This window comes from Sphingomonas sp. J315, assembly GCF_024666595.1.
In the GTDB taxonomy this organism is placed as follows: Bacteria; Pseudomonadota; Alphaproteobacteria; order Sphingomonadales; family Sphingomonadaceae; genus Sphingomonas.
Genome location: NZ_CP088296.1, coordinates 2,599,091 through 2,620,727, shown reverse-complemented (window position 1 = coordinate 2,620,727; position 21,637 = coordinate 2,599,091). Strand labels below are relative to the sequence as shown.

Below are 21,637 nucleotides of genomic sequence, written 5' to 3'. Positions count from 1 at the left end.
CAAAGGTCAGTCCTTCATCGCCGCCAGCACGTGCTTCACCTCTTGGCTGCGCCCGCGCGGCAGGATCAGCACATCGTCGCCATCGACCACCACGATCAGGTCCGACACACCGACCAGCGCCACCTTCTTGCCCTCGCCGGCGCGGACCAGACAATTGGCGGTGTCGATCGCCACCACATCGCCGCGACACGCATTGTTGCTGGCGTCACAGGCACTGATTGCGTGGAGCGCATCCCAGCTACCGACATCGGACCAGCCCATCCGCACCGGCACGACCGCGACCCGGGACGCCTTCTCCATCACCGCATAGTCGACCGAATTCGACGGCGATTTGGCGAATTCCACTGCGTCGGGAAGGATGCGGTTCCCGTCCCGCACCGCGCGGTCCATCGCCGCCTGCGACGCTGCCAGCATCTCCGGCGCGAACTGCGCCAGCGCATCGAGGAACACGTCCGCGCGGAACAGGAAGATACCCCCATTCCAGAAATAGTCGCCACTCGCGACCATCGCCTCCGCCGCTTCGAGCGCCGGTTTCTCGACAAAGCGTTGCACGCGATGGATCCCGTCGCCGATGGCCTCGCCGCCTCGGATATAGCCATAGCCGGTCTCGGGATGGTCGGGGCTGATTCCGAACGTCGCCATCCACCCGTCGCGCACAGCCGGAAGCGCGGTCTCGATCGCCGCATGGAATGCCGGAATGTCGGCAATGACATGGTCCGACGGCATCACCAGCAATGGCGAGGACCCGCCGACCGCCAGCGCAGCAAGCGCGATCGCGGGCGCGGTATTGCGACCCATCGGCTCCAGGATCATTGCCTGAATAGCTTCGATCCCGCCCAGTTGCTGCTCGATCATCTCGGCATGCAGCGCGTTGGCAACCACCACCGGCGCTGCGAACCCCGCCTCAGTCGGCGCGCGCCGCGCGGTGAGCTGGAGCATCGTCTCATCGGCGGTCAGCGCCAGCATCTGCTTGGGCCGTTCGGGCCGCGACATCGGCCACAGCCGGGTACCCGATCCGCCCGACAGGATCACCGGAACGATCGCTTCGATCTCGCTCATTGACTGCCTTTCCGAACCCGCCGCCATCGACCCATAGGCGGCACGCGCCGCCCCAACCAAACACTTATGTGAACAGCAGTTTCCGCCGTTCAGCATTTCTTCGTCAATTTCGCCGACATGCGGGTCTAGTGTCGGATTTGTTTACACTCGCGCATTAGGGTTGGGCCACCATGATCCGCCTGTTCAAACATTATATCCCGAATGCGGTGCTCTTGCTGGCGCTGTTCGACCTCATTCTGCTGTTCGCAGCGGCGGAGTTCGGCTGGCTCTATCGCGCGCAGCAGATCGGGATGGACGTCGATCCGATCGTCACCCGCATCCCGCAAATGCTCAGCTTCGTCGCCAGCCTCGAGCTCGCGATGATCGCCGTCGGGGTATATGGGGCCGACGCGCTCCAATCGAACCGGGTCGCGACCGCACGGCTGCTGGTCGCGATATCGCTCGGCACGATCTTCTTGTCGGTGATCTTCTTCCTCGTCCCCTCGCTGACCTTCTGGCGCTCGAACCTGCTGTACGCGATGCTGGCGTCGTTCGTGGCCTTGTTCGCGCTGCGCATCCTGCTCGGCAAGACTCTGGGCAGCCAGGTGTTCAAGCGCCGGGTCGTGGTGCTGGGCGCAGGCGCGCGCGCGGAGCGCTTGAAGCAGCTCTCCAAAAAGCCCGGATCGGGCTTCGTCGTCGTCGGCTATGTGTCGATGAGCGAGGCCAACCGCGTGATCCCGGAAGCGATCGCGCGTGATGCAATCTATAATCTCGCCGACCATGTCGTGCTGCTCAACGCAAGCGAGGTGGTGCTGGCACTCGAAGAACGCCGCAACGCGCTCCCGCTCAAGGATTTGCTGCGGATCAAGACCACCGGCGTCCACGTCAACGAAATCTCGACCTTCCTCGAACGCGAAACGGGCCGCGTCGACCTGCAATCGGTCAACCCCAGCTGGCTGATCTTCTCCGACGGATTCTCATCAGGGCGGATGCTGTCGAGCATGTTCAAGCGGCTGTTCGATATTGCGGCCAGCCTGATCCTGCTCGCGCTGTCGCTCCCGCTGATCCTGCTCGGCGCGCTCGCGGTGAAGCTGGAAAGCAAGGGCCCCGCCTTCTACCGCCAACGCCGCGTCGGTCTGTACGGTCAGGGTTTCGACATCATCAAGCTCCGCTCGATGCGACAGGATGCCGAGATCGCGGGCAAGGCGATCTGGGCCGAAAAGGACGATCCGCGCATCACCCGGGTCGGTCGCTTCATTCGCAAGGTGCGGATCGACGAATTGCCGCAATGCTGGAGCGTACTGAAGGGCGAGATGAGCTTTGTCGGCCCGCGCCCCGAACGGCCCCAGTTCGTCGAGGATCTTGAGCAGCAGCTGCCCTATTATGCCGAGCGCCACATGGTAAAGCCGGGCATCACCGGCTGGGCGCAGATCAACTATCCCTATGGTGCGTCGATCGAGGACAGCCGGCAGAAGCTGGAGTACGACCTCTACTACGCAAAGAATTATTCGCCCTTCCTCGACCTGCTGATCCTGCTCCAGACGATCCGGGTGGTGCTGTTCCCGGACGGAGCGCGGTAACTTCATGCTCGCGACGCTGATCCTGTGGGGCCACGCGCTCGCCGCCCTGTTGTTCGGCGCGATCGGCCTGTGGGCGTTGCGCAGCGACGGGGCGGCGATGCCGCGCGTGCCGCTGGTCTCGGCTCTCGCGGTAACCGCGCTCTGGGCGCTGGCGGTAGCGGGGATCGGCGAAGGCGACCTCGTGACCCAGATCGCCGCAGCAGCGCGCAATCTCGCCTGGTTCGGCTTCATGGTCGCGCTCTACCGCAGCGGCGCGATCGACCGCCCGCCCGCCGCGATCGGCACGGTCTTCGGCGTGGTCGCGGTGGTGATCGTCATGGCCGCAACGCTCGACGTGCTGACCAGCGCCGCCAGCAACCTGCCGCGCCCCGTGCTCGACGCCGCGCTGCTGCTCAAGATGCTGGCGACGGTCGCCGCGCTGCTGCTGGTTCAGGGGCTGCACAGCGCACTCGCCCCGCGCCAGAGCCATGCGGTACGACCGGTGATCCTCGCGCTCGGCGCGATGTGGCTGGTGGACATCAATCTGCTCGCCGTCGCATGGCTGGTCGAACGCTGGCCGCTCCAGCTGGTCGCAGTGCGCGGCTTTGCGATGGCGCTGATCGCGATGGCCATCGCTTCCGGCCTCCAGCACCGCGGCGAACGGCCGGTGCAGATGTCGCGGACAATGGTCTATCAGGCGCTCACTCTGGTCGCGATCGGGGTCTATGTCGCGTTGCTAGCCGCAGCCACCAGTGCGCTGGCCGCGATCGGAGGTCCCAACGCGCGTCTGCTCCAGACCGCCTTCGTCTTCGGATCGACCGCCGCGATCCTGACGTTGGTGTCCAGCTCGTGGCTGCGCGCCTGGATCAAGGTCAAGCTCGCCAAGCACTTCTTCCGCCACCGCTACGATTATCGCGCAGAATGGATGCGCTTCACCGAAACGCTGGGCGAGCCCGAGGGTGCCGCCTCGCTCGACGAACGAATCGTCAAGGCACTCGCCGATCTCACCGACTCTCCGGCCGGAGTGCTGCTGCTGCCGCAGGGCGACAACCTGACGGTCGGCGCGGGATGGAATGTCGCGCGCGCCGATCTGCCGACTGGCTATGGCGAGAGCTGGCAGCTCGACCGCGTCGATCCCTCGCTTGTGGTCGAACTCGACACCGGCGCGGGTGCGGACGCGGTGCCGCCGTCGATCCGTGCATGGGATCAGGCATGGGTCGTGGTGCCGCTGCCGCATCAGCAACGGCTTGCCGGCGCGATCGTGCTCGCCCGCCCGCCGGTACCGCGCGCACTCGACTGGGAGGATTTCGACCTGCTCAAGGCCGCCGGCCGTCAGGTCGCGAGCCATATCGCCGAGGAACGTGCGCAGGAGGCGCTCGCCGAAGCCGAACGGTTCGACGAATTCAACCGCCGCTTCGCGTTCATCATGCACGACATCAAGAATCTGGTGAGCCAGCTGACGCTGGTTGCGCGCAACGCCGAACGCCATGCCGACAATCCCGATTTTCGCGCAGATATGGTCGCGACGCTTCAGGATTCGGCGGGGCGGATGAACGACCTGCTCGCGCGCCTGTCGCAGCATCATCGTGCGCGCACCGATCCGCCCGTCGCGATGCCGCTGACCCCGCTCCTGCGCCGCATCGCGCGCAGCCGGGAAGCGACTCATCCGATCGAAGTGGTCAGCAAGGGCGATCCGATCGCCATCGCCGATCCGACGCGGCTCGAAACCCTGATCGGCCACCTTGTCCAGAACGCGATCGACGCCAGCGAGCCGGACGCGCGCGTCACTCTGGCCATCGTCGAGCTGGGGGATGCCGTCGCGATCGACGTGATCGACCGCGGCTGCGGCATGTCGCCCGCCTTCATCCGCGAAAAGCTGTTCCGTCCCTTCGTCTCGTCCAAGCCCGGCGGGTTCGGCATCGGCGCGTTCGAGGCGCGCAAGCTGGCCGAGGATATGGGCGGACGGATCGACGTATCGAGCGCGGAGGGGCGTGGCAGCCGCTTCCGCGTCACCCTGCGCGCCGCGCGCGCCGACACCAACGCACTTGGAAACGCCGCATGACCGACAAGCCCGCCGCCCTGCCGAAACTGCTCGTGGTGGAGGACGACCCCGGCCTTCAGCGCCAGCTGCGCTGGGCCTATGAGGGCTATCAGATCCTGCCCGCGAGCGACCGCGAGAGCGCCATCGCGCTGCTCCGCGCCGAGGAACCGGCGGTGGTCACGCTCGACCTCGGTCTGCCCCCCGATCCCGACGGCACCAGCGAGGGGTTCGCGGTGCTCGAAGCCATCCTCGCGCTCAAGCCCGATACCAAGGTGATCGTCGCCTCCGGCCATGGCGCGCATGAATCGATGCTGCGCGCCATCGCGATGGGGGCGTGGGACTTCTACCAGAAGCCGATCGACATCGACGCGCTCGGCCTGATCGTCGCGCGCGCCTTTCACGTCCATGCGCTCGAAGCCGAGAACCGCCGCCTCGCCGCGCGCGAGGAACGCGGCAACGCGCTGGGGGGATCATCACCGGCGCGCCCGAGATGCTCAAGGTCACCCGCACGATCGAGCGCGTCGCCCCCGCCGACGTTTCGGTCATGCTGCTCGGCGCGAGCGGCACCGGCAAGGAACTGCTCGCGCGCGGACTGCACGAGGCAAGCGGGCGCAAGGGTGCGTTCGTCGCGATCAACTGCGCCGCGATCCCCGAAACCCTGCTCGAAAGCGAGCTGTTCGGCCATGAGAAGGGCGCGTTTACCGGCGCGGTCAAGACGACCGAGGGCAAGATCGAACAGGCGCAGGGCGGCACCCTGTTCCTCGACGAGATCGGCGACGTGCCGCTCCCGCTCCAGGTCAAACTGCTGCGCTTCCTGCAGGAGCGCGTGATCGAGCGGATCGGCGGACGCAAGCCCATCCCCGTCGACACGCGCGTGGTCTGTGCGACGCATCAGGACATCGACGGTATGGTCGCGGCGAACAGCTTCCGCGAGGACCTCTATTACCGCCTCGCCGAGATCGTCGTGCGCATCCCCAGTCTGGCCGAGCGCCCCGGCGATGCCGGGCTGCTCGCGCGTCACCTGCTTCACAAACATGCGACCGCGATGAAACTGCCCGCCAAGAGCTTCGCCCCCGACGCGCTCGACGCGATCGATGCGTGGCACTGGCCGGGCAATGTCCGCGAGCTGGAAAACCGAGTAAAGCGCGCGACGATCATGGCCGATGGCAAGCTCGTCACCGCCGCCGATCTCGACCTCGCGCCCGCCGAGGTGGCCGAACCGATCAACTTGAAAGCGATCCGCGAAGCCGCCGACCGCCGCGCCATCGCGCATGCGCTTGCCCGGGCCGAGGGCAATATCTCCGGCACTGCGCGCCTGCTCGGGATCAGCCGTCCGACCCTCTATGACCTGATGAAGGCCTATGACCTCCAGCCCTGAACCCCGCCGTCGCCGCCGTTCGGGCGAAGTGCGCGCGCGGCGCGGCGTCACGCTGCGCCGTCTGGTCGTGTTCGGCCTGTGCCTCGGCGCGTTCGCGGTCGCGCTCTTCGCGTTCAAGTCGGTCGTCACCGGCGGCCCCGATCCCGCCGCCGCGCGCGAGGCGCTGGCGCGCAGCGAAGCCTATCTGAAAGCCAGCAACGCCTCCGCCGCGCGCAGCCAGGCGTTCAGCGCGGTCCGCGCCGACCCGGCATGGGGCGAGGCGCATCTCGCGCTCGCCCGCGCCAATCTCGCGCTCGACGAAGGCGTCGCCGCCGAAGCCGCGCTCCGCCGCGCGCTCGACAGCGGCATCGCCCCGGCGCGCACCCATGCGCTGATGGCGCACGCGATCCTGTTGCAGGGCGACCCGCGCCGCGCGCTGGTCGAAAGCCGCAAGGCGCCGGATGCCGACCGCCTCTACGCCCTGCGCGTCCAGACCCGCGCCTATGTCGCGGGCGGCAACCTTGCAGCCGCGCAGGAGGCGGCGCTCGCAGCCGTCACCCTCGCCCCGCAAAGCGCCGACGCCTGGACCGAACTCGGCCGCTTCCGCTTCAACGCCGGCGACGTGGTCGGCGCGATCGAGGCGAGCGCCAAGGCGGTCGATCTCGACAAGGGCAATACCGACGCGCTGCTGCTGCGCGGCGAGCTGGTGCGCACGCAATATGGATTGGTCGCGTCGCTTCCCTGGTTCGACCGGGCGTTGCAGCGCGACCCCTATCGCCACGCGACGCTGATCCAGTACGCCGCGACGCTCGGCGATGCGGGCCAGACCCGCGCAATGCTCGACCTCACCCGCCGCGCGATGGAGGTTCGCCCGCGCAGCCCGCAGGCGCTCTACCTTCAGGCCGTGCTCGCCGCGCGTGCGCAGCGCTTCGACCTTGCCCGCCAGCTGCTGACCCGCGCCGGCGGCGGTGTCGGCCAGCTTCCCGGCGGGCTGTTGCTCGGCGGCGCGCTCGATCTCGAGGAAGGTGCCTATGCCCGCGCGATCGAAAAATTGCGCACGCTGATCACCCTCCAGCCGATGAACATCAATGCGCGCAAATTGCTCGCCGCCGCGCTGCTCCGCGCCGACGCGTCGAAGAACGGCATCGACGTGCTGCGCCCGGTCGTCGCACGCGGCGACGCCGACACCTACGCCCTCACCCTCGTCGCGCGCGGCTATGAGCGGATCGGCGAGCGGGCCGAGGCGGCACGCTATTTCGACCGCGCCGCGCTCCCCGTCCGGGACAATCCCGACTGGTTCAGCTCGGACGATTCGCTCCCGATCCTTGCCGCTGCGGCGGGCAAGGCGGGCGGCGACGATCCCAAGACGCTGATCCCGCTGCTGCGCGGCCTGATCGAGGGCGGTCGCGGGTCCGAAGCCCTGACCCGCGCCGAAGCCGTGGCGCGCCGCAACCCCGGCGCGCCGGCATCGGCCAGCCTGGTCGGCGACGTGCTGATGCTGCTCAAGCGTCCCGGTGACGCGGTGGCGTGGTACAAGACCGCCGCCGGCATCCGCTTCGACGAGCCCGCGATGCTGCGCCTGGTCGAGGCGCTCGACCGCTCGGGCCAGCGCCAGACCGCCTCGACCACATTGGCGCTGTTCCTCTCGCAAAACCCGTTCAACCTGTCCGCGCTGCGCCTGTCCGCGCATTGGCAGGCTGCGGCCGGCGATTTCGACGCGGCGATCGATTCTGCTCGAAGCGATCCGCCTGCGCATCGGCAATCGCGACGCGGCTTTGCTCGCCGAACTCGCCTTCGCCTATGCCGGTGCCGGCGAGCCCGACCGCGCCGCACGCTATGCCGAGGCGGCGTATATCATCGCCCCCACCAACCCGGCGGTTGCCGGCGCGATGGGCTGGGCGCTGGCACAGGGTGGCGATCATGCGGGCGGCATCGAGCTGCTGCGCAAGGCCGTGACCCTCGCCCCGCGTCACCCGATGCTCCGCTGGCAGCTGGCACAGGCTTATGCCGACGCCGGCCGTAGCGCCGAAGCCGTCGCCGAAACCCGCGCCGTGCTGGCAATCCCTGGCTTCACCGACAAGGGCGCGGCGGAGGCCCTGCTGGCCAAGCTGGCATAACCCGCCTCTCTTCGTCGTCCCGACCCTGCGCCGGGACAGGGCTTTCTTGCTTTGGACAGCGTGCAAGGAAGTCCGGTCCCGGCTCAGGGCCGGGACGACGGTGTAGCTTGCCAACCCCCGCCCCACCCCCTAGCCCTCGGGCCGATGACCGACCCGCTGGACCGCATTGCCGCCGCGCTCGAACGGCTCGCGCCGCCACCGCCGCCCGCGCCGGACCTGACCGCGCACCCGGCCTATGTCTGGCACCGCGGATATCTCCAGTCTGCCCGCGCCTTCGCGCCGCTCCCGCTCGCCGAACTCGTCGGGATCGACGCACAGAAAGCCACGCTGGTCGAAAATGTCCGCCGCCTTGCCGCGGGCCTGCCCGCGCACGACGCATTGCTGTGGGGCGCACGCGGCACCGGCAAGTCGGCGCTCAGCAAGTCCGCAGTCGCGGCAGTACAAGCCGAAGGCGGAGCGGTCGCGCTGGTCGAGGCACAGGCCGACGCGCTCGACACGCTCCCCGACCTGTTCGCCACACTCGCCGAGGCACCCCGCGCGTTCGTCGTCTTTCTCGACGATCTCGGCTTTGACGCCGCCTCGGACGGCCGCGCGCTGCGCTCCTTGCTGGAGGGCGGGGCCGAGGCGCGCCCGGCCAACACCCGCCTCTTCGTCACCGCCAACCGCCGGCACCTGATCCCCCGCAACCTCGAGGAACAGGCGAGCGCGATCAACCCGCGCGACAGCATCGACGACAGCCTCGCGCTCGCCGACCGCTTCGGGCTCAGCCTCGGTTTCCACGCGATCGATCAGGACACTTATGTCGCGATCGTCCAGACCTATGCGCAGGACCACGGCCTGCCCTTCGACGCGGCGGAGGCGATCAACTGGGCAACCCGGCGCGGCAGCCGATCGGGCCGCGTGGCCTGGCAATATGTCGTCGATCTGGCGGGACGGAACGGCAAGCGCCTGTGAGGGGCCAGCTCGCGATCCAGCATGTCCATATCCATTGGGACAAGGCGGCGCGGGGGATGCCCTGGTCGGGCGTGCGCAATGCGCTGCCCCGCGAACTGCCCTTCGATCCGCCGCGCGCCAGCGAGCGCGGCTGGTATCAGCGCATCGATTATCAGGCCCGCGACAGCTTTGTTCCAACGACCAGCTATGGCGAGCTGGGCGAGATCGAGGACTGGCGCGTCCCGCTCGCCACGCGGATGGAGGGGAAGGATCACCTCTGGATGCGGTTCAGCGTCGTCAACCGCGAACCCCGTCGCCCGAATCTCGACGAGTGGATCGTCCGCCTACCCTACGGCCAGCGCGTCACCTTGCGCAGCAATTCAAAGTCGGACGGCGACCATGACCGCTGGTATTTCGAGGATGTGATCCATGTCGGCTGGGCCGACACCGCAACCCTCGACCTGCCGGTATTCCGCGAGATCGACGAACGTGCCCTGCTGTTCTGACGGCGCGATGGACCTTCCCGGCCCGCACGCGGTTCTTGCGCCATGACAACGCCCCTCCCCGTCCCGCGCGAAGCCGTATTGATCGTGAACGCCAAATCTCGGCGCGGCGCGGCGCTGTTCGATGAGGCACGCGAAAAGATTGCGGCAGCGGGCATCCGCCTGATCGCCGCACACCCGGTTACCGATCCCGACCTACTCGACGAAACCGTCCGCGACGCGATCCGCAGCGGCGCGCCGATGGTGATCGTCGGGGGCGGCGACGGGTCGCTGTCGGGCGTCGTCGACGACGTGGTGGGCAAGGACGTGGTGTTCGCGGTCCTGCCGCTCGGCACTGCCAACAGCTTCGCGCGCACGCTCGGCCTACCGCTCGACCTAGACGGCGCGATCCAGGCCATCGCCACCGGCAAGCGCCGCCGCGTCGATCTCGGCATGATCGACAACGACTATTTCGCGAACGCCGCTGCGATGGGTTTGTCACCGATGATCGGGAAGACCGTGCCGCACAATCTGAAACGGTATCTGGGCCGGGTCGGCTATCTTGCCTGGGCGCTGTGGTGCTTCGCCCGCTTCCGCCCGTTCCGCGTCACCGTCACCGACGCGCGCGGCGCGCACCGCATGTGGGCGAGCGAGGTGCGCATCCTCAACGGCAAGTTCCATGGCGGCGTGGTGATGAGCGACGAGGCCGGTGTCGAGAGCGGCGAGATGATGATCCAGGTCGTTACCGGCCGAAACCGCTGGCGGCTCGCCTGGGACTGGTATCTGCGCTTTTTCCGCCTGCGCAGCGCCGAGAAGATGGTCGAGGAATTCCGCGGCACCGAGTTGAAGGTCGACGCCCGCCCCCGCCGCAGCATCTCGATCGACGGCGAAGTGCTCGCGCGCGTGCCCGTGACGGTGCGGGTGGCCGAGCGCGCAATCGACGTGGTTGTGCCGTCCGGAACTTCGGACAGCTAGTCGAGTGAGCAAACCCTAGGGTCGGGACCCATAAACGGGATTCCCTTGGCGGCTGGGATGTGATTCATGCGCTGCGCCAGCAGGAGCGTGGATTTGAGCGAGTTTTGGTTGAGTGAAGCCCAGTTCGAGCGGCTGCGTCCGCTGCTGCCGGACAAGGTGCGCGGTGTGGCGCGGGTCGATGATCGGCGGGTGATCAGCGGCATCATTCATGTGGTGAAGTCGGGCGGGCGCTGGGTCGACGCGCCGGCCTGCTACGGGCCGAGGAAGACGCTCTACAACCGGTTCGTGCGCTGGGCGGCAAAGGGTGTGTGGCAGGAGCTGTTCGTCACGCTCGCGGCAGCAGGCGGGCCGCCCGCCGAGGTCCTGATCGACAGCACGCATATGAAGGCGCACCGCTCCGCGGGCGGTGGAAAAGGGGGCGCTCGTCCAGGCGATCGGGATCAGCCGGGGCGGCCGCAACAGCAAGCTCCACGCGCTCACCGACGGCGAAGGTCGGCCGCTCCGCTTCCTGCTGACCGGTGGCCAGGTCGCCGACTGCCGCGCAGCCGATGTGTTGCTCGATGATCTCGCGCCGCGCACCATCGTGCTCGCGGACAAGGCTTACGACAGCAATGCGATCCGCGACCTGATCGAGCGGCAGGGTGCCGTTCCGAACATCCCCTCCAAGACGAACCGCCGCTGGAAAAGCTGCTTCTCCAAGACGCTCTACAAGGGCCGCAACGCCGTCGAGCGCATGTTCTGCCGCCTCAAGGATTATCGCCGCATCGCCACCCGCTACGACAAGCTCGCCACCAACTTCCTCAGCGCCATCTACCTCGCCGCAGCCGTCACATGGTGGTTATGAGTCCCGACCCTAGCTACATTCCGCACAAAATAGGGGGCACTATGGCGGAAGCTCGTATCTTCATCAGCATGGGAACGCCATACACTGACGAACAACGGCGCTTCAGAGACGATCTGGAGACCTTCTTGCGCGATACTTGCGGGGTCAACCCCAGGATTATCGGAAAGAATGAATACCCGGATGGCAACCCGCTAACCAAGATAAAATCTGTCATGTCGCAGTGTCACGGCGTGATTGTTGTCGCCTACGAACGAAAGTTCTTAGAAACCGGAAAAGAGAGGCGGGTCGGACCGACACCGTCCGATTTGACGCAACGAGCCTACACGACGCCATGGAATCATATCGAATCGGCGATGGCATATACCCTCGGGATCCCTCTTTATATTCTGTGCGAAAATGGCCTGACAGAGGAAGGTCTGATTGAGAGCAAGTTAGACTGGTACGTACAACGGATCGCGGTTCGATCTGACGAGTTAGCCCGTCCGGACGTTCGCCAATCGCTTCAAGGCTGGGTTGCAAATCGCGTTGCGCCACTCAGCCGCCGCCCGCGAATACTTCGGACCATCGAGGGCAATGTAAAGCTCTCCGATATGACACCGAAGGAAATGCTTGGCGCCTTGGCGATCATTGTCGCTGCATTCACAACAGGTGCCACAGTGGCAACGCTCGTCCCGCAATTGTTCAAGTGAACTGCAGACGAGGCCCTCAGCCCAACCCCTCGGCCATCTCCGCCAGCTCCAGCCAGCGCAGTTCCGCCGCATCCTTCTCGTCGCGCGCCTTGGCGATCGCCGCCATCAGCGCATCAAACTTCTTCGGATTCCTGGAATACAGGTCCGGGTCGGCCAGCGACGCCTCGTCGCGCGCAATCGCCGCGTCGAGCTCCTCGATCCGCTTGGGCAACAGGTCGTAATCGCGCTGATCCTTGTAGCTCAGCTTGGTCTTCGCCTTGGGCGTCTCCGCGACCGGCGCGACCTTCACCGCCGCCTTCTTCGCCTCGGTCCGTACCTTGCGCTTGGCTTCCCAGTCGGCATAGCCGCCGACTACCATGTCGACCGTCCCCGACCCGTCGAGCCCGATCGTCATCGTCACCGTGCGGTCGAGGAAATCGCGGTCGTGGCTGACGATCAGCACCGTGCCGTCATAATCCGCGATCACCTCCTGCAGCAGGTCGAGCGTCTCGAGATCGAGGTCGTTGGTCGGCTCGTCCAGCACCATCAGGTTCGAGGGGCGCGCGAATTCCCGCGCCAGCAGCAAGCGCGAGCGCTCGCCGCCCGACAGCGTCCCCACCTTCGCCTCGACCATCTCGGGCGCGAACAGGAACTCCTTCAAATAGCCATGAATATGCTTGCGCACGCCCAGCACATCGACCCATTCGCCGCCATCCGCGACGACCTCGCGCACCGTCTTGTCCGGCTGCATCCGGCTGCGCTGCTGGTCGATGATGACCGGATCGAGCGTCTTCGCCCGCGTGACGCTGCCGCTGTCGGGCGCGATCTCGCCGGTCAGCAGCTTGAGCAACGTCGACTTGCCCGCGCCATTCTTGCCGACGATGCCGATCCGGTCCTTGCGTGTGATGCGCAGCGTCAGGTCGCGGATGATCGTGCGGTCGCCATACGCCTTCGACGCATGCTTCGCGTCGATCATCACCTTGGTCTTCGAATCGTCCGCCGCCGTGGTCAGGTTCGCCGCGCCCTGTGGCCCGGTCATCGCCGCCCGCTCGGCGCGCATTTCCAGCAGCTTGGTCAGCCGTCCCTGGTTGCGCCGCCGCCGCCCGGTCACCCCGCGCTGCAGCCAATGCTCCTCCAGCTTCAGCCGCGCGTCGAGCTTCTCGACCGCCCGCTGCTCCTCGGCATAGACCTGATCGGTCCACGCCTCGAACCCGCCGAACCCCACTTCCGCCCGCCGCATTGCCCCGCGGTCGAGCCACAGGGTCTGCTTGGTCAGGCGGGTGAGGAAGGTGCGGTCATGGCTGATTACCACGAACGCGCCGCGATAACGGGTCAGCCATTCCTCCAGCCATTCGATCGCATGGATGTCGAGATGGTTGGTCGGCTCGTCGAGCAGCAGCACATCCGGATCCTGCGCCAGCGCCCGCGCGATCGCCGCGCGGCGTCGCTCGCCGCCGCTCGCCGTCGCTGCCTCGCGCGTCAGATCGATGCCCAGCTGGTCGGCAATCGCCTCCGCCTCATGCTGCGCGGGCGCGTCGTCGCCCGACAGGACATAGTGCATCAGCGTGGCACAGCCGGTCATGCGCGGCTCCTGCTCCAGCATCACCACGCGCGTCCCCGGCTGGATCGTCCGGCGTCCCTCGTCGCTGTCGATCTGTCCCGCGATCAGCTTGAGCAGGGTCGTCTTGCCTGCGCCATTGCGCCCGATCAGCGCGAGCCGGTCGCGTTCTCCGATATGGATGTCGAGGTTGCGAAACAGCCAGCCCGATCCCTGGATCAGGCCAAGCTTTTCATAGGAAAGTACGGGTGCAGCCATGGCGGGGGCAGGTAGGGCCATGCCGCGATCCGGGCAACCCGTTGCGCACGGCGATCCTGACAGCCACCTTTCCGCCGCATTCACGGGCTGTTCAACGCGCCAACCCTATGCCATCCCCGTTATGAAGATGATTGGCGTTCTTTGTCTCGGCGCGTGTCTCGCCGCCGCCGTCCCGGTACACGCTTCGCCGCAAGATCGGCGCAGCGACCAGGAGGCTGCGCGCGAAGGGCGGATGCAGGGCAAGCTGTTGCCGCTGCGCGTGATCGAGGCCCGGGTGGTGCCGCACATGGTGCGACAGGGCGCACAATATCTCGGCTTCGACTTCGATTCGGGAACCGGCATTTACACGCTGAAGTTCCTGCGCAATGGAAACGTCATCTGGGTCGATGTCGATGGCCGCACCGGTCAGGTGATGAGCCGGTCGGGCGGCTGAGCCGGCGATAAAGAGGGAAACACCGATGCGCGTTCTGATCGTCGAGGACGAACCCAATCTCCGCAACCAGCTCCAGTCCACGCTTGAGGGCGCGGGCTATGCGGTCGACACCGCGAGCGATGGCGAGGAAGGCCATTATCTCGGCTCGACCGAGGCCTATGACGCGATCGTCCTCGATCTCGGCCTGCCCGAGGTGGACGGGCTGACCGTGCTCGACCGCTGGCGGAAAGAGGGCAAAACCACCCCCGTGCTCGTGCTCACCGCGCGCGACAGCTGGTCGGACAAGGTCGCCGGGCTCGATGCGGGCGCGGACGATTATGTCGCCAAGCCGTTCCAGTCGGAAGAACTCATCGCCCGCCTGCGCGCGCTGATCCGCCGCGCATCGGGCAATGCCTCGGCCGAATTGATCGCGGGCGACATCCGCCTCGACACCCGCTCGGGCAAGGTGACCAAGGCCGGCGACCCGGTGAAGCTGACCGCGCAGGAATACAAGCTCCTGTCCTATTTGCTCCACCACAAGGGCAAGGTGGTCAGCCGGACCGAGCTGATCGAACATATCTACGACCAGGACTTTGACCGCGACTCGAACACGATCGAGGTGTTCGTGACGCGCATCCGCAAGAAACTGGGCGCCGACGTGATCACCACCATTCGTGGGCTCGGCTACAGCCTCGAGGAACCGGCGGAGGCCGGTGCCTGACCTGCCCTTTGGACTGACGCTGTCGCGATCCTTCCCGTTCGTGCGCCGCACGCCGGCGCAGGACGTGGCGGCACCGGTCGAAACACGCCCCGGCGACCCCGCGCCGCGTATGTACACCCCCAGCACCGGATCGCTCAGCCGCCGCATGATCCTGATCGCGGCAGCGTGGATCACGTTGCTGCTCGCGGGCGGCGGCTTTGCGCTCGATCGCGTGCTGACCGGGGCGATCACCCGCAATTTCGACGACCAGCTCGAATATTTGCTGACCTCGATGATCGTGTCGGCGGAAATCGACGCAGAGGGAAATGTAGCGTTCAACCGCGCATTGGGCGACCAGCGGTTCCTCGAGCCTTATTCGGGCCTCTACTGGCAGGTCGCGGGCAAGGGGGTCGAACCCTTCCCCTCGCGTTCGCTATGGGACCGTCGGCTCGACACCGCCCGCGTCCATGATGGTCGCGACCTCGAAACCTATGATTCGATGCAGTTCGACCAGCGGCTTCGCGTCGTCGAGCGTGACGTGACGCTCCCCGGATCCCCGGTGCGCTGGCGCTTTCAGGTCGCCGAAACGCGCGAGGTGCTCGACGCGCAGATCGACGCGCTGCGCAAGACACTGGTACGCAGCTTCCTGCTGCTCGCCGCTGGCCTGATCGCGATGGCGGCGCTCCAGACCTGGTACGGCCTCCTCCCGCTGCGCAAGCTGCGGCTGGCGATCCAGAAACTGCGCACCGGCGAGACCCCCCGAATCGAGGGCGCGATGCCCGCCGAGGTCGCGCCGTTGGTCGAGGAACTGAACGGGCTGGTCGCGCATAACGACAAACAAGCCGAAGAGGCGCGACGTCACGCCGGCAATCTCGCACATGCGCTCAAGACGCCGCTCACCGTCATCATGAATGCCGCGACAGCGCAGTCCGACGACCTCCCCGCGACGGTGGTGCGGGAGGCGCGGACGATGCGGCGACAGGTCGACCATCATCTCGCCCGCGCCCGCGCGGTCGGTCGCCGCGGCAGCGCACACAGCCGCGCCGCCGTCTGGCCCAGCGTCGAATCGGTCGAGCGCGCGGTCGCCCGCCTCTATCCCCATGTCCGCATCGACACCGACGGGGCCAAGGATCTGGTCGCGCATATCGAGCGTCAGGACCTTGACGAGATCATGGGCAACCTCGTCGAAAACGCCGCCAAATACGGCGGGGGCAGCGTGTTCATCACCGTCCGCATCGAGGCCGGCTTCGTCGAGATCCTGATCGAGGACGACGGCACCGGCATTCCCGAACCCGACCGTATCCGCATCTTCGACCGCGGCGTGCGGCTCGACACCGGCAAGCCCGGCACCGGCCTCGGCCTCGCCATCGTCCGCGATGTCGCCGAAATCTATGACGGCACCGTCACGCTGGAGGAGAGCGAGGATCTCGGCGGGCTGATGGTGCGGCTGCGGCTGCCCGCCGCGACCGCTTAACCCATTACGCCAACGAACCGCCACCGCCCCGTCACCGGGCTCAACACCAGATCGCAGCCGCAATCTCGGCACTGGGTTTCGAACTCGCCCCGGCCGGGACGGTCGCGGCGGCGCGGGCGGTGGATGCCGAGATGGCACCGGACGCCGGGACGCGCGGACGGGGTTGACGCATTCATCGTCAGTCTCCTGTTCCGGCCCCTGTCGATCCACTCGTGGCGGCCAATTCAGGCGGGATTCAGGCGTCCAGATGGCGCATCGCGGCGGCGGCGATCGACAGGCTCTTCTTGCGCGCTTCGGGATCGAAGATGGAGCTGGTCAGCATCACCTCTTCCACCCCGGTCCGCGCGATAAAGCTCTTCAACCCCGCGCGGATCGCCTCCGGACCGCCGATCGCGGTGCATTCAAGGACATGGTCAAGCATCGCCCGTGCCTGGGGCGGCAGACCTTCGCGATAGCCCGCCACCGGCGGCGGCAGTGGCACGCCGGTCCCGGTGGACCGCAGCGCGACGAACGCCTGCTGCATCGAACTGGCGAGCAATTTTGCTTCCGCATCATCATCCGCCGCGAACACGTTGAACCCGGCCATCGCATAGGGCTTGTCGAGTACCGCCGAGGGGCGGAACTGACGGCGATAGACATCCAGCGCCTCGTCGAGCGCGCTTGGCGCGAAGTGCGAGGCGAATGCATAGGGCAACCCCAGTGCCGCAGCGAGCTGGGCGCCATAGAGGCTCGACCCCAAAATCCACAGCTGCGGCTTCGCGCCCCCGCCCGGCACCGCGCGGATACCGGTCTGCCCGTCATCGGCGAAATAGCTTTGCAGCTCCATCACGTCGCGCGGGAACCCGTCCGGGCTGCTCTCCAGCGTCCGCCGCAGCGCCCGCGCCACGGTCATATCGCTCCCCGGCGCACGCCCCAGCCCCAGGTCGATCCGCCCCGGAAACAGCGCGTCGAGCGTGCCGAACTGTTCGGCGATCACCAAAGGCGCATGGTTGGGCAGCATGATCCCACCCGCGCCGACGCGGATCGTCGAGGTTGCCGCGCCGACATGCGCGATCACCACCGCCGTCGCCGCACTCGCGATCCCCGCCATGCCATGATGCTCCGCCACCCAGTAGCGAGAGTAACCCTCGGCTTCGGCATGGCGTGCGAGATCCGCGGCGCTGGCGAAGGACTGGCTTGCCGACCCGCCCTCAAGGATCGGGACGAGGTCGAGCAACGAATAAGCGGTCATACACGCCCAGATAGGTGCGCGAAGCTAGAACCCAAGGGTAAAGCGCATCGCGACGCCCAGATCGTCGGGCAACACGGCGAAATTGCCGGGGTCGCGGCGATAGAACAGGTTCGCGCTGACATCGCCGAACCGCAGCGTCCGGCCATAGGCGAATTCGACGTCGACCTCCCCGCCCGGTGGGGGCAAGGTTCAGCCGCTGCGCGCTCCATCCGTCGACCTGCTCGCCGTCATAGGTGTAGCTGCTGGGCAGCAGCAGATCGAGCCCGCCGGTGGCGACACGCAGCGGCTGTGTAATCCGCAACCCTGCGTGGTCCCACCGGTCGAATATCCCGCGCTTCACCAGATCGACCGAATAGGCGCTGGTACGCAGCAGCCCGCTCCCCTCCACCCCGCCGCGCAGACGGGCGTGGGTCCAGCCAAGCCGTGCGGTGCCACCGAGTTGCCAGCCACCACCCAGATCCCACTGCGCGCCGCCGTCGAGGAAGGTCGATCGCGCCCGCGCCGCACCCAGCGCGCCGCCGAAACGCGCACCCAGCACCGTGTCCGCTTCCACCAACAGGGTCGCCCCCGCCTGAAGCGTCACCGGACCCAGCGTCCGGTCGACCGCCAATGCCCATTGACCATAGCCTAGGCGACGCTCGCGCCCGAACCGGGCGAGCAGCGGCGCTTCATAGGATCGACTGATCGCCGCGCCGCTCTCCGCGCTTGCCGTCACGCCGAAACTGCCGACCATGTGGCGCAGCGCCACCGCGCCGTGCACGTCGCTCACAAATCCCGCACCGCCCGATTCCGGTGCCACGAGAAATGCCGGGCCGGAGCGGATCGTGCCGCCGACGCGCGCGGCCAGCGCATTGCCGCGCTCCGACGCCCCGATCGCGAATGAGGTCCGCGCGCCCAGCCGGCCCGTGACGCTGCCGGCGATCGCGCGCGCGCGCTCCGCGTCGTGGCGACCGATCGACATCCGGTCGATCCGCGTCTCGCCCGGCCCCGGCACGATCGTGACCGCTACCGCCATGTCCTTGACCCCGACAGACAGACTGCGGTGGCGTGCGCGCAATGCACCGTCCAGCCGGCGGGCCGGACCGCTGCGCTGGATCGTGCGGGCAAGATCGAGCGCATAGGCGCGGTCGAATCCGTCGAGCACGATCGCGCCGAGGCTGGCGGTGGCGGCGTCACCCATTGCCGCCGACAGTGCCGCATTCGCGCCTTCCGACGCGGGCGCGCGCGATCCGGCAAGCGACAACGCCCCGATCGGCTGGAACGCACGGGTCAAATCCATCACCCCGCGCCCGTAGACCGCGTCCGGACCCGGCGCCCCCGCGTCGCGCGCCGAGGCATAGAGCAACGCGACGATCTCGGCTCCGGTCAGGTTCGGGAAGGCCGATGCGAGCAACGCGACAGCGCCCGAGATTTGCGGTGCGGAGAACGACGTCCCCGACCACAGAAAGGGCGTGTTGTTGTTGTCCGGAGCTCTGACCTGCTCCCCCACTGCCGACAGATAGAAGTTCGCGCTCGTCCCAGCGCGGTTCGAAAAGCTCGACATCTGGTCCGACGCGCCGACCGATCCGGCGATGATGACCAGCCCGCGCGAGATCGCGTCGTTGGTCGCAGGAGCAGTGAACGGATCGGGCTGCGCGGCACCGTCATTGCCCGAGCTGATCACGATGATCACCCCTGCCTGGGTCGCCCGGTTGATCGCCTGGTTCAAGGTGTTGGTGGCGCTTCCCCCGCCCAGCGAGATGTTGATCACCCGCGCGCCATTCTGTGTCGCGACGTCGATCGCGCTGGCGATGGCGGTGGTTGAAAAGCTGCAACCATCGTCGTCACCGCTGGTGGTCGAACAGCTTCCCGGCGTGTCCGCCCTCAGGGCGATCACCGTCGCCTCAAAGGCGACTCCGTGCGTGCCCGCGCCATTGCGTCGGCCCGCTGCGGTGAAAGCCACCGCCGTGCCATGACCGTCTTCGTCGTCGGCGCTCGGCGACCCTGCGGTCGAGCGTGACGCCGGATCGATCCGACCGCCAAATTCGGCGCTGTCGAGGTCGATTCCACTATCGATGATGCCGACCTTCACGCCCTGGCCCCGACCGCCGGCATTATAGGCGGCGAGCGCGTTCATCGAAACGGCACCGCCGGTCGCGCGATATTCGCTCGTATCGAAATTGGTGGCCGGCGGCGTCGGAGTAGGGGTTGGGCTGGGAGCGGGGCTCGGACTCGGACTCGGACTGGGCGTGGTCACCGGGGGAGCGGGGCTAGGTCCGCCGCCGCCGCTGCTGCACGCCGCCAGCCCCGACGCGACCGCAAGCAGCGGAACCACCGGTGTCGAGATCAAGAGGCTGAACCGGATACGAATCCCGATCGAACGCGCCATGTTACTCTCCCTGTCCTGACCGACAGAATGACCCCTTATAGTTCACAAGCCATTGTCGCGCGCGTCCAAGTTTCACCTCCTTGCGGGGCGTCCGAACCGAACCTACAGGCGGTCGGGCATGCACCCCGACCTCGCCCATATCGACGCCTGGTTGTTCGACCTGGACAACACGCTCTATCCGGGCAGCGCCGACCTGTTCCCGCAGATGAACGCGCGCATCGGTGCCTATGTCGCTCGGCTGCTGAACCTCGATCCCGAAACCGCGCACCGCGTGCAGAAGGACTATTTCATCAGCCACGGTACCACGCTCGCCGGGCTGATGGCCGACCACGGCATCGACCCCTATGAATATCTGGCCGATGTCCACGATATCGAGATGGACGTGCTCGAACATAACGCGCCGCTCGCCGCCGCGATTGCGAAGCTGCCGGGGCGCAAGCTGGTCTTCACCAATGCCGACGCGCCTTATGCCGAAAAAGTGCTCGACCGGCTCGGCATCCGCGAGCATTTCGAAGCGATCCACGACGTCCACGCCAGCAGCTACCACCCCAAACCGCACCCGCACGCCTATGCCAGCGTGTGCGAGGCGTACCGCATCGAGCCGAAGCGCGCATTGTTCGTCGAGGACATGGCGCGCAACCTCGCCCCGGCCAAGGCGATCGGGATGACCACCGTCTGGGTCGACAATGGCTCGGAACAGGCGCCGGACGCCGACCGCAGCTTCATCGATTTCATCACTCACGACATCTGCCACTGGCTCGAAACCATTCAGGAGCAATCATGACCGACCTCGCCGCCACGATCGACGCCGCCTGGGAAGACCGCGCCAACATCTCGCTCGCCACGACCGGCGCGGTGCGGGAGGCGGTGGCCGAGGCGCTGAACCTGCTAGACAGCGGTGCCGCGCGCGTTGCCGAGCCGACGGCAAGCGGCTGGCAGGTCAATCAGTGGCTCAAGAAAGCCGTACTCCTGTCCTTCCGGCTCAACGACAATGCGGTCGACCATGGCGGCTTCGACAAGGTGCCGCTCAAGACCGCGGGCTGGGACGATGCCGCCTTCCGCGCCGCCGGCTTCCGTCAGGTGCCGGGCAGCGTCGTCCGCCACGGCGCGCATATCGGTCGCAACGTCGTGCTGATGCCCAGCTTCGTGAACATCGGCGCGTTCGTCGGTGAGGGCACGATGGTCGACACTTGGGCGACCGTCGGCAGCTGCGCGCAGATCGGCAAGAACGTCCACCTGTCGGGCGGCGTCGGCATCGGCGGCGTGCTCGAACCGCTTCAGGCCGACCCGGTCATCATCGGTGACGGCGCGTTCATCGGCGCGCGCGCCGAAGTGGCCGAGGGCGTGCGCGTCGGCGAGGGCGCGGTGCTGTCGATGGGCGTCTATCTCGGCGCGAGCACCAAGATCGTCGACCGCGCCACCGGCCACATCTATCGCGGCGAAGTGCCCCCCTATGCCGTCGTCGTCCCCGGCACCCTACCCGCCGAGGATGGCAAACCGGGCCTCTACTGCGCGGTCATCGTGAAGACCGTCGACGCCCAGACCCGCAGCAAGACCGGGATCAACGAACTGCTGCGGGATTGAGCGGCACGCGGGGCGCAGAAACGATTTTCCTACAAGGC

The 21,637-nt window shown here is 67.2% G+C and carries 18 protein-coding genes and 1 pseudogene; 15 read left to right on the top strand and 4 right to left on the bottom strand.

Going from position 1 to position 21,637, the window contains the following annotated elements:
* Positions 1 to 6: 6 nt before the first annotated feature.
* Complete coding sequence (locus tag LRS08_RS13390) at positions 7 to 1,059, bottom strand: mannose-1-phosphate guanylyltransferase/mannose-6-phosphate isomerase (protein ID WP_257843226.1); 1,053 nt, start codon at positions 1,057 to 1,059, stop codon at positions 7 to 9.
* Between the two features lie 170 nt (positions 1,060 to 1,229).
* Here LRS08_RS13390 and LRS08_RS13385 point away from each other — a divergent pair, with 170 nt between their 5' ends.
* The 10 genes and pseudogenes from LRS08_RS13385 to LRS08_RS13340 all read left to right on the top strand — a co-directional run bounded on the left by LRS08_RS13385 (position 1,230) and on the right by LRS08_RS13340 (position 12,035).
* On the top strand, positions 1,230 to 2,618 hold the full coding sequence (locus LRS08_RS13385) for a TIGR03013 family XrtA/PEP-CTERM system glycosyltransferase (RefSeq protein WP_257843227.1): 1,389 nt from the start codon (positions 1,230 to 1,232) through the stop codon (positions 2,616 to 2,618).
* Between the two features lie 4 nt (positions 2,619 to 2,622).
* A complete protein-coding gene (prsK, locus tag LRS08_RS13380) occupies positions 2,623 to 4,659 on the top strand; it encodes an XrtA/PEP-CTERM system histidine kinase PrsK (RefSeq protein WP_257843228.1) in 2,037 nt (678 codons plus the stop codon).
* A pseudogene (gene prsR / locus LRS08_RS13375) lies at positions 4,656 to 6,016 on the top strand (PEP-CTERM-box response regulator transcription factor). Before prsK ends, prsR begins: the two are co-directional and overlap by 4 nt.
* The gene (locus tag LRS08_RS13370; RefSeq protein WP_257843231.1) at positions 6,000 to 8,018 is read left to right on the top strand and encodes a tetratricopeptide repeat protein; all 2,019 of its coding nucleotides are present in this window, start codon (positions 6,000 to 6,002) and stop codon (positions 8,016 to 8,018) included. Before prsR ends, LRS08_RS13370 begins: the two are co-directional and overlap by 17 nt.
* Positions 7,948 to 8,112: a hypothetical protein gene (locus LRS08_RS13365; RefSeq protein ID WP_257843232.1), complete on the top strand. Its 165-nt coding sequence runs from the start codon at positions 7,948 to 7,950 to the stop codon at positions 8,110 to 8,112. Before LRS08_RS13370 ends, LRS08_RS13365 begins: the two co-directional genes overlap by 71 nt.
* Before the next feature lie 144 nt (positions 8,113 to 8,256).
* Positions 8,257 to 9,066: an ATP-binding protein gene (locus tag LRS08_RS13360; RefSeq protein ID WP_257843233.1), complete on the top strand. Its 810-nt coding sequence runs from the start codon at positions 8,257 to 8,259 to the stop codon at positions 9,064 to 9,066.
* Positions 9,063 to 9,551, top strand: coding sequence for a hypothetical protein (locus LRS08_RS13355; RefSeq protein WP_257843234.1), 489 nt, complete (start codon positions 9,063 to 9,065; stop codon positions 9,549 to 9,551). The genes LRS08_RS13360 and LRS08_RS13355 overlap by 4 nt, the downstream gene beginning before the upstream one ends.
* 42 nt (positions 9,552 to 9,593) lie before the next feature.
* A complete protein-coding gene (locus LRS08_RS13350) occupies positions 9,594 to 10,502 on the top strand; it encodes a diacylglycerol/lipid kinase family protein (protein ID WP_257843235.1) in 909 nt (302 codons plus the stop codon).
* A 66-nt stretch (positions 10,503 to 10,568) separates the two neighbouring features.
* A protein-coding gene (locus LRS08_RS13345; protein WP_374579991.1) for an IS5 family transposase occupies positions 10,569 to 11,346 on the top strand; the annotation gives its coding sequence in 2 pieces (ribosomal slippage) (positions 10,569 to 10,930 and positions 10,929 to 11,346; 780 coding nt in all).
* A 41-nt stretch (positions 11,347 to 11,387) separates the two neighbouring features.
* Positions 11,388 to 12,035, top strand: coding sequence for a hypothetical protein (locus LRS08_RS13340; protein ID WP_257843236.1), 648 nt, complete (start codon positions 11,388 to 11,390; stop codon positions 12,033 to 12,035).
* Positions 12,036 to 12,051: 16 nt separating this feature from the next.
* Here LRS08_RS13340 and LRS08_RS13335 read toward each other — a convergent pair whose 3' ends face one another.
* Positions 12,052 to 13,830 (bottom strand): ABC-F family ATP-binding cassette domain-containing protein, encoded by a 1,779-nt coding sequence (locus LRS08_RS13335; protein ID WP_257843237.1) that lies wholly within the window; start codon positions 13,828 to 13,830, stop codon positions 12,052 to 12,054.
* 127 nt (positions 13,831 to 13,957) lie between these two features.
* On the opposite strand from LRS08_RS13335, the gene LRS08_RS13330 reads away from it, so the two are divergent.
* The 3 genes from LRS08_RS13330 to LRS08_RS13320 all read left to right on the top strand — a co-directional run bounded on the left by LRS08_RS13330 (position 13,958) and on the right by LRS08_RS13320 (position 16,416).
* A complete protein-coding gene (locus tag LRS08_RS13330; RefSeq protein ID WP_308222961.1) occupies positions 13,958 to 14,263 on the top strand; it encodes a hypothetical protein in 306 nt (101 codons plus the stop codon).
* 25 nt (positions 14,264 to 14,288) lie between these two features.
* Entirely contained in the window at positions 14,289 to 14,963 is a 675-nt protein-coding gene (locus LRS08_RS13325) for a response regulator transcription factor (RefSeq protein ID WP_257843239.1), read from the top strand.
* Between the two features lie 109 nt (positions 14,964 to 15,072).
* Positions 15,073 to 16,416: a HAMP domain-containing histidine kinase gene (locus LRS08_RS13320; RefSeq protein ID WP_260481684.1), complete on the top strand. Its 1,344-nt coding sequence runs from the start codon at positions 15,073 to 15,075 to the stop codon at positions 16,414 to 16,416.
* A gap of 235 nt (positions 16,417 to 16,651) precedes the next feature.
* On the opposite strand, the gene LRS08_RS13315 is transcribed toward LRS08_RS13320, so the two are convergent.
* Together LRS08_RS13315 and LRS08_RS13310 are read right to left on the bottom strand one after the other, a co-directional pair.
* Positions 16,652 to 17,647: an LLM class flavin-dependent oxidoreductase gene (locus tag LRS08_RS13315; protein WP_257843240.1), complete on the bottom strand. Its 996-nt coding sequence runs from the start codon at positions 17,645 to 17,647 to the stop codon at positions 16,652 to 16,654.
* Positions 17,607 to 20,015, bottom strand: a complete 2,409-nt coding sequence (locus LRS08_RS13310) for a S8 family peptidase (protein WP_260480831.1) — start codon at positions 20,013 to 20,015, stop codon at positions 17,607 to 17,609. Before LRS08_RS13310 ends, LRS08_RS13315 begins: the two co-directional genes overlap by 41 nt.
* Positions 20,016 to 20,133: 118 nt before the next feature.
* Here LRS08_RS13310 and LRS08_RS13305 point away from each other — a divergent pair, with 118 nt between their 5' ends.
* Both LRS08_RS13305 and dapD read left to right on the top strand, forming a co-directional pair.
* On the top strand, positions 20,134 to 20,799 hold the full coding sequence (locus tag LRS08_RS13305) for a pyrimidine 5'-nucleotidase (protein WP_257843243.1): 666 nt from the start codon (positions 20,134 to 20,136) through the stop codon (positions 20,797 to 20,799).
* On the top strand, positions 20,796 to 21,599 hold the full coding sequence (dapD, locus tag LRS08_RS13300; RefSeq protein WP_260480830.1) for a 2,3,4,5-tetrahydropyridine-2,6-dicarboxylate N-succinyltransferase: 804 nt from the start codon (positions 20,796 to 20,798) through the stop codon (positions 21,597 to 21,599). The genes LRS08_RS13305 and dapD overlap by 4 nt, the downstream gene beginning before the upstream one ends.
* The last annotated feature ends 38 nt before the right edge of the window (positions 21,600 to 21,637 follow it).

Excerpts from the sequence above, each read along its gene's own strand:
- LRS08_RS13390 (WP_257843226.1), bottom strand. The coding sequence starts at position 1,059 with ATGAGCGAGATCGAAGCGATCGTTCCGGTGATCCTGTCGGGCGGATCG.
- LRS08_RS13385 (WP_257843227.1), top strand. The coding sequence starts at position 1,230 with ATGATCCGCCTGTTCAAACATTATATCCCGAATGCGGTGCTCTTGCTG.
- prsK (WP_257843228.1), top strand. The coding sequence starts at position 2,623 with ATGCTCGCGACGCTGATCCTGTGGGGCCACGCGCTCGCCGCCCTGTTG.
- LRS08_RS13370 (WP_257843231.1), top strand. The coding sequence starts at position 6,000 with ATGACCTCCAGCCCTGAACCCCGCCGTCGCCGCCGTTCGGGCGAAGTG.
- LRS08_RS13360 (WP_257843233.1), top strand. The coding sequence starts at position 8,257 with ATGACCGACCCGCTGGACCGCATTGCCGCCGCGCTCGAACGGCTCGCG.
- LRS08_RS13350 (WP_257843235.1), top strand. The coding sequence starts at position 9,594 with ATGACAACGCCCCTCCCCGTCCCGCGCGAAGCCGTATTGATCGTGAAC.
- LRS08_RS13340 (WP_257843236.1), top strand. The coding sequence starts at position 11,388 with ATGGCGGAAGCTCGTATCTTCATCAGCATGGGAACGCCATACACTGAC.
- LRS08_RS13335 (WP_257843237.1), bottom strand. The coding sequence starts at position 13,830 with ATGGCTGCACCCGTACTTTCCTATGAAAAGCTTGGCCTGATCCAGGGA.
- LRS08_RS13330 (WP_308222961.1), top strand. The coding sequence starts at position 13,958 with ATGATTGGCGTTCTTTGTCTCGGCGCGTGTCTCGCCGCCGCCGTCCCG.
- LRS08_RS13325 (WP_257843239.1), top strand. The coding sequence starts at position 14,289 with ATGCGCGTTCTGATCGTCGAGGACGAACCCAATCTCCGCAACCAGCTC.
- LRS08_RS13320 (WP_260481684.1), top strand. The coding sequence starts at position 15,073 with ATGTACACCCCCAGCACCGGATCGCTCAGCCGCCGCATGATCCTGATC.
- LRS08_RS13315 (WP_257843240.1), bottom strand. The coding sequence starts at position 17,647 with ATGACCGCTTATTCGTTGCTCGACCTCGTCCCGATCCTTGAGGGCGGG.
- LRS08_RS13310 (WP_260480831.1), bottom strand. The coding sequence starts at position 20,015 with ATGGCGCGTTCGATCGGGATTCGTATCCGGTTCAGCCTCTTGATCTCG.
- LRS08_RS13305 (WP_257843243.1), top strand. The coding sequence starts at position 20,134 with ATGCACCCCGACCTCGCCCATATCGACGCCTGGTTGTTCGACCTGGAC.
- dapD (WP_260480830.1), top strand. The coding sequence starts at position 20,796 with ATGACCGACCTCGCCGCCACGATCGACGCCGCCTGGGAAGACCGCGCC.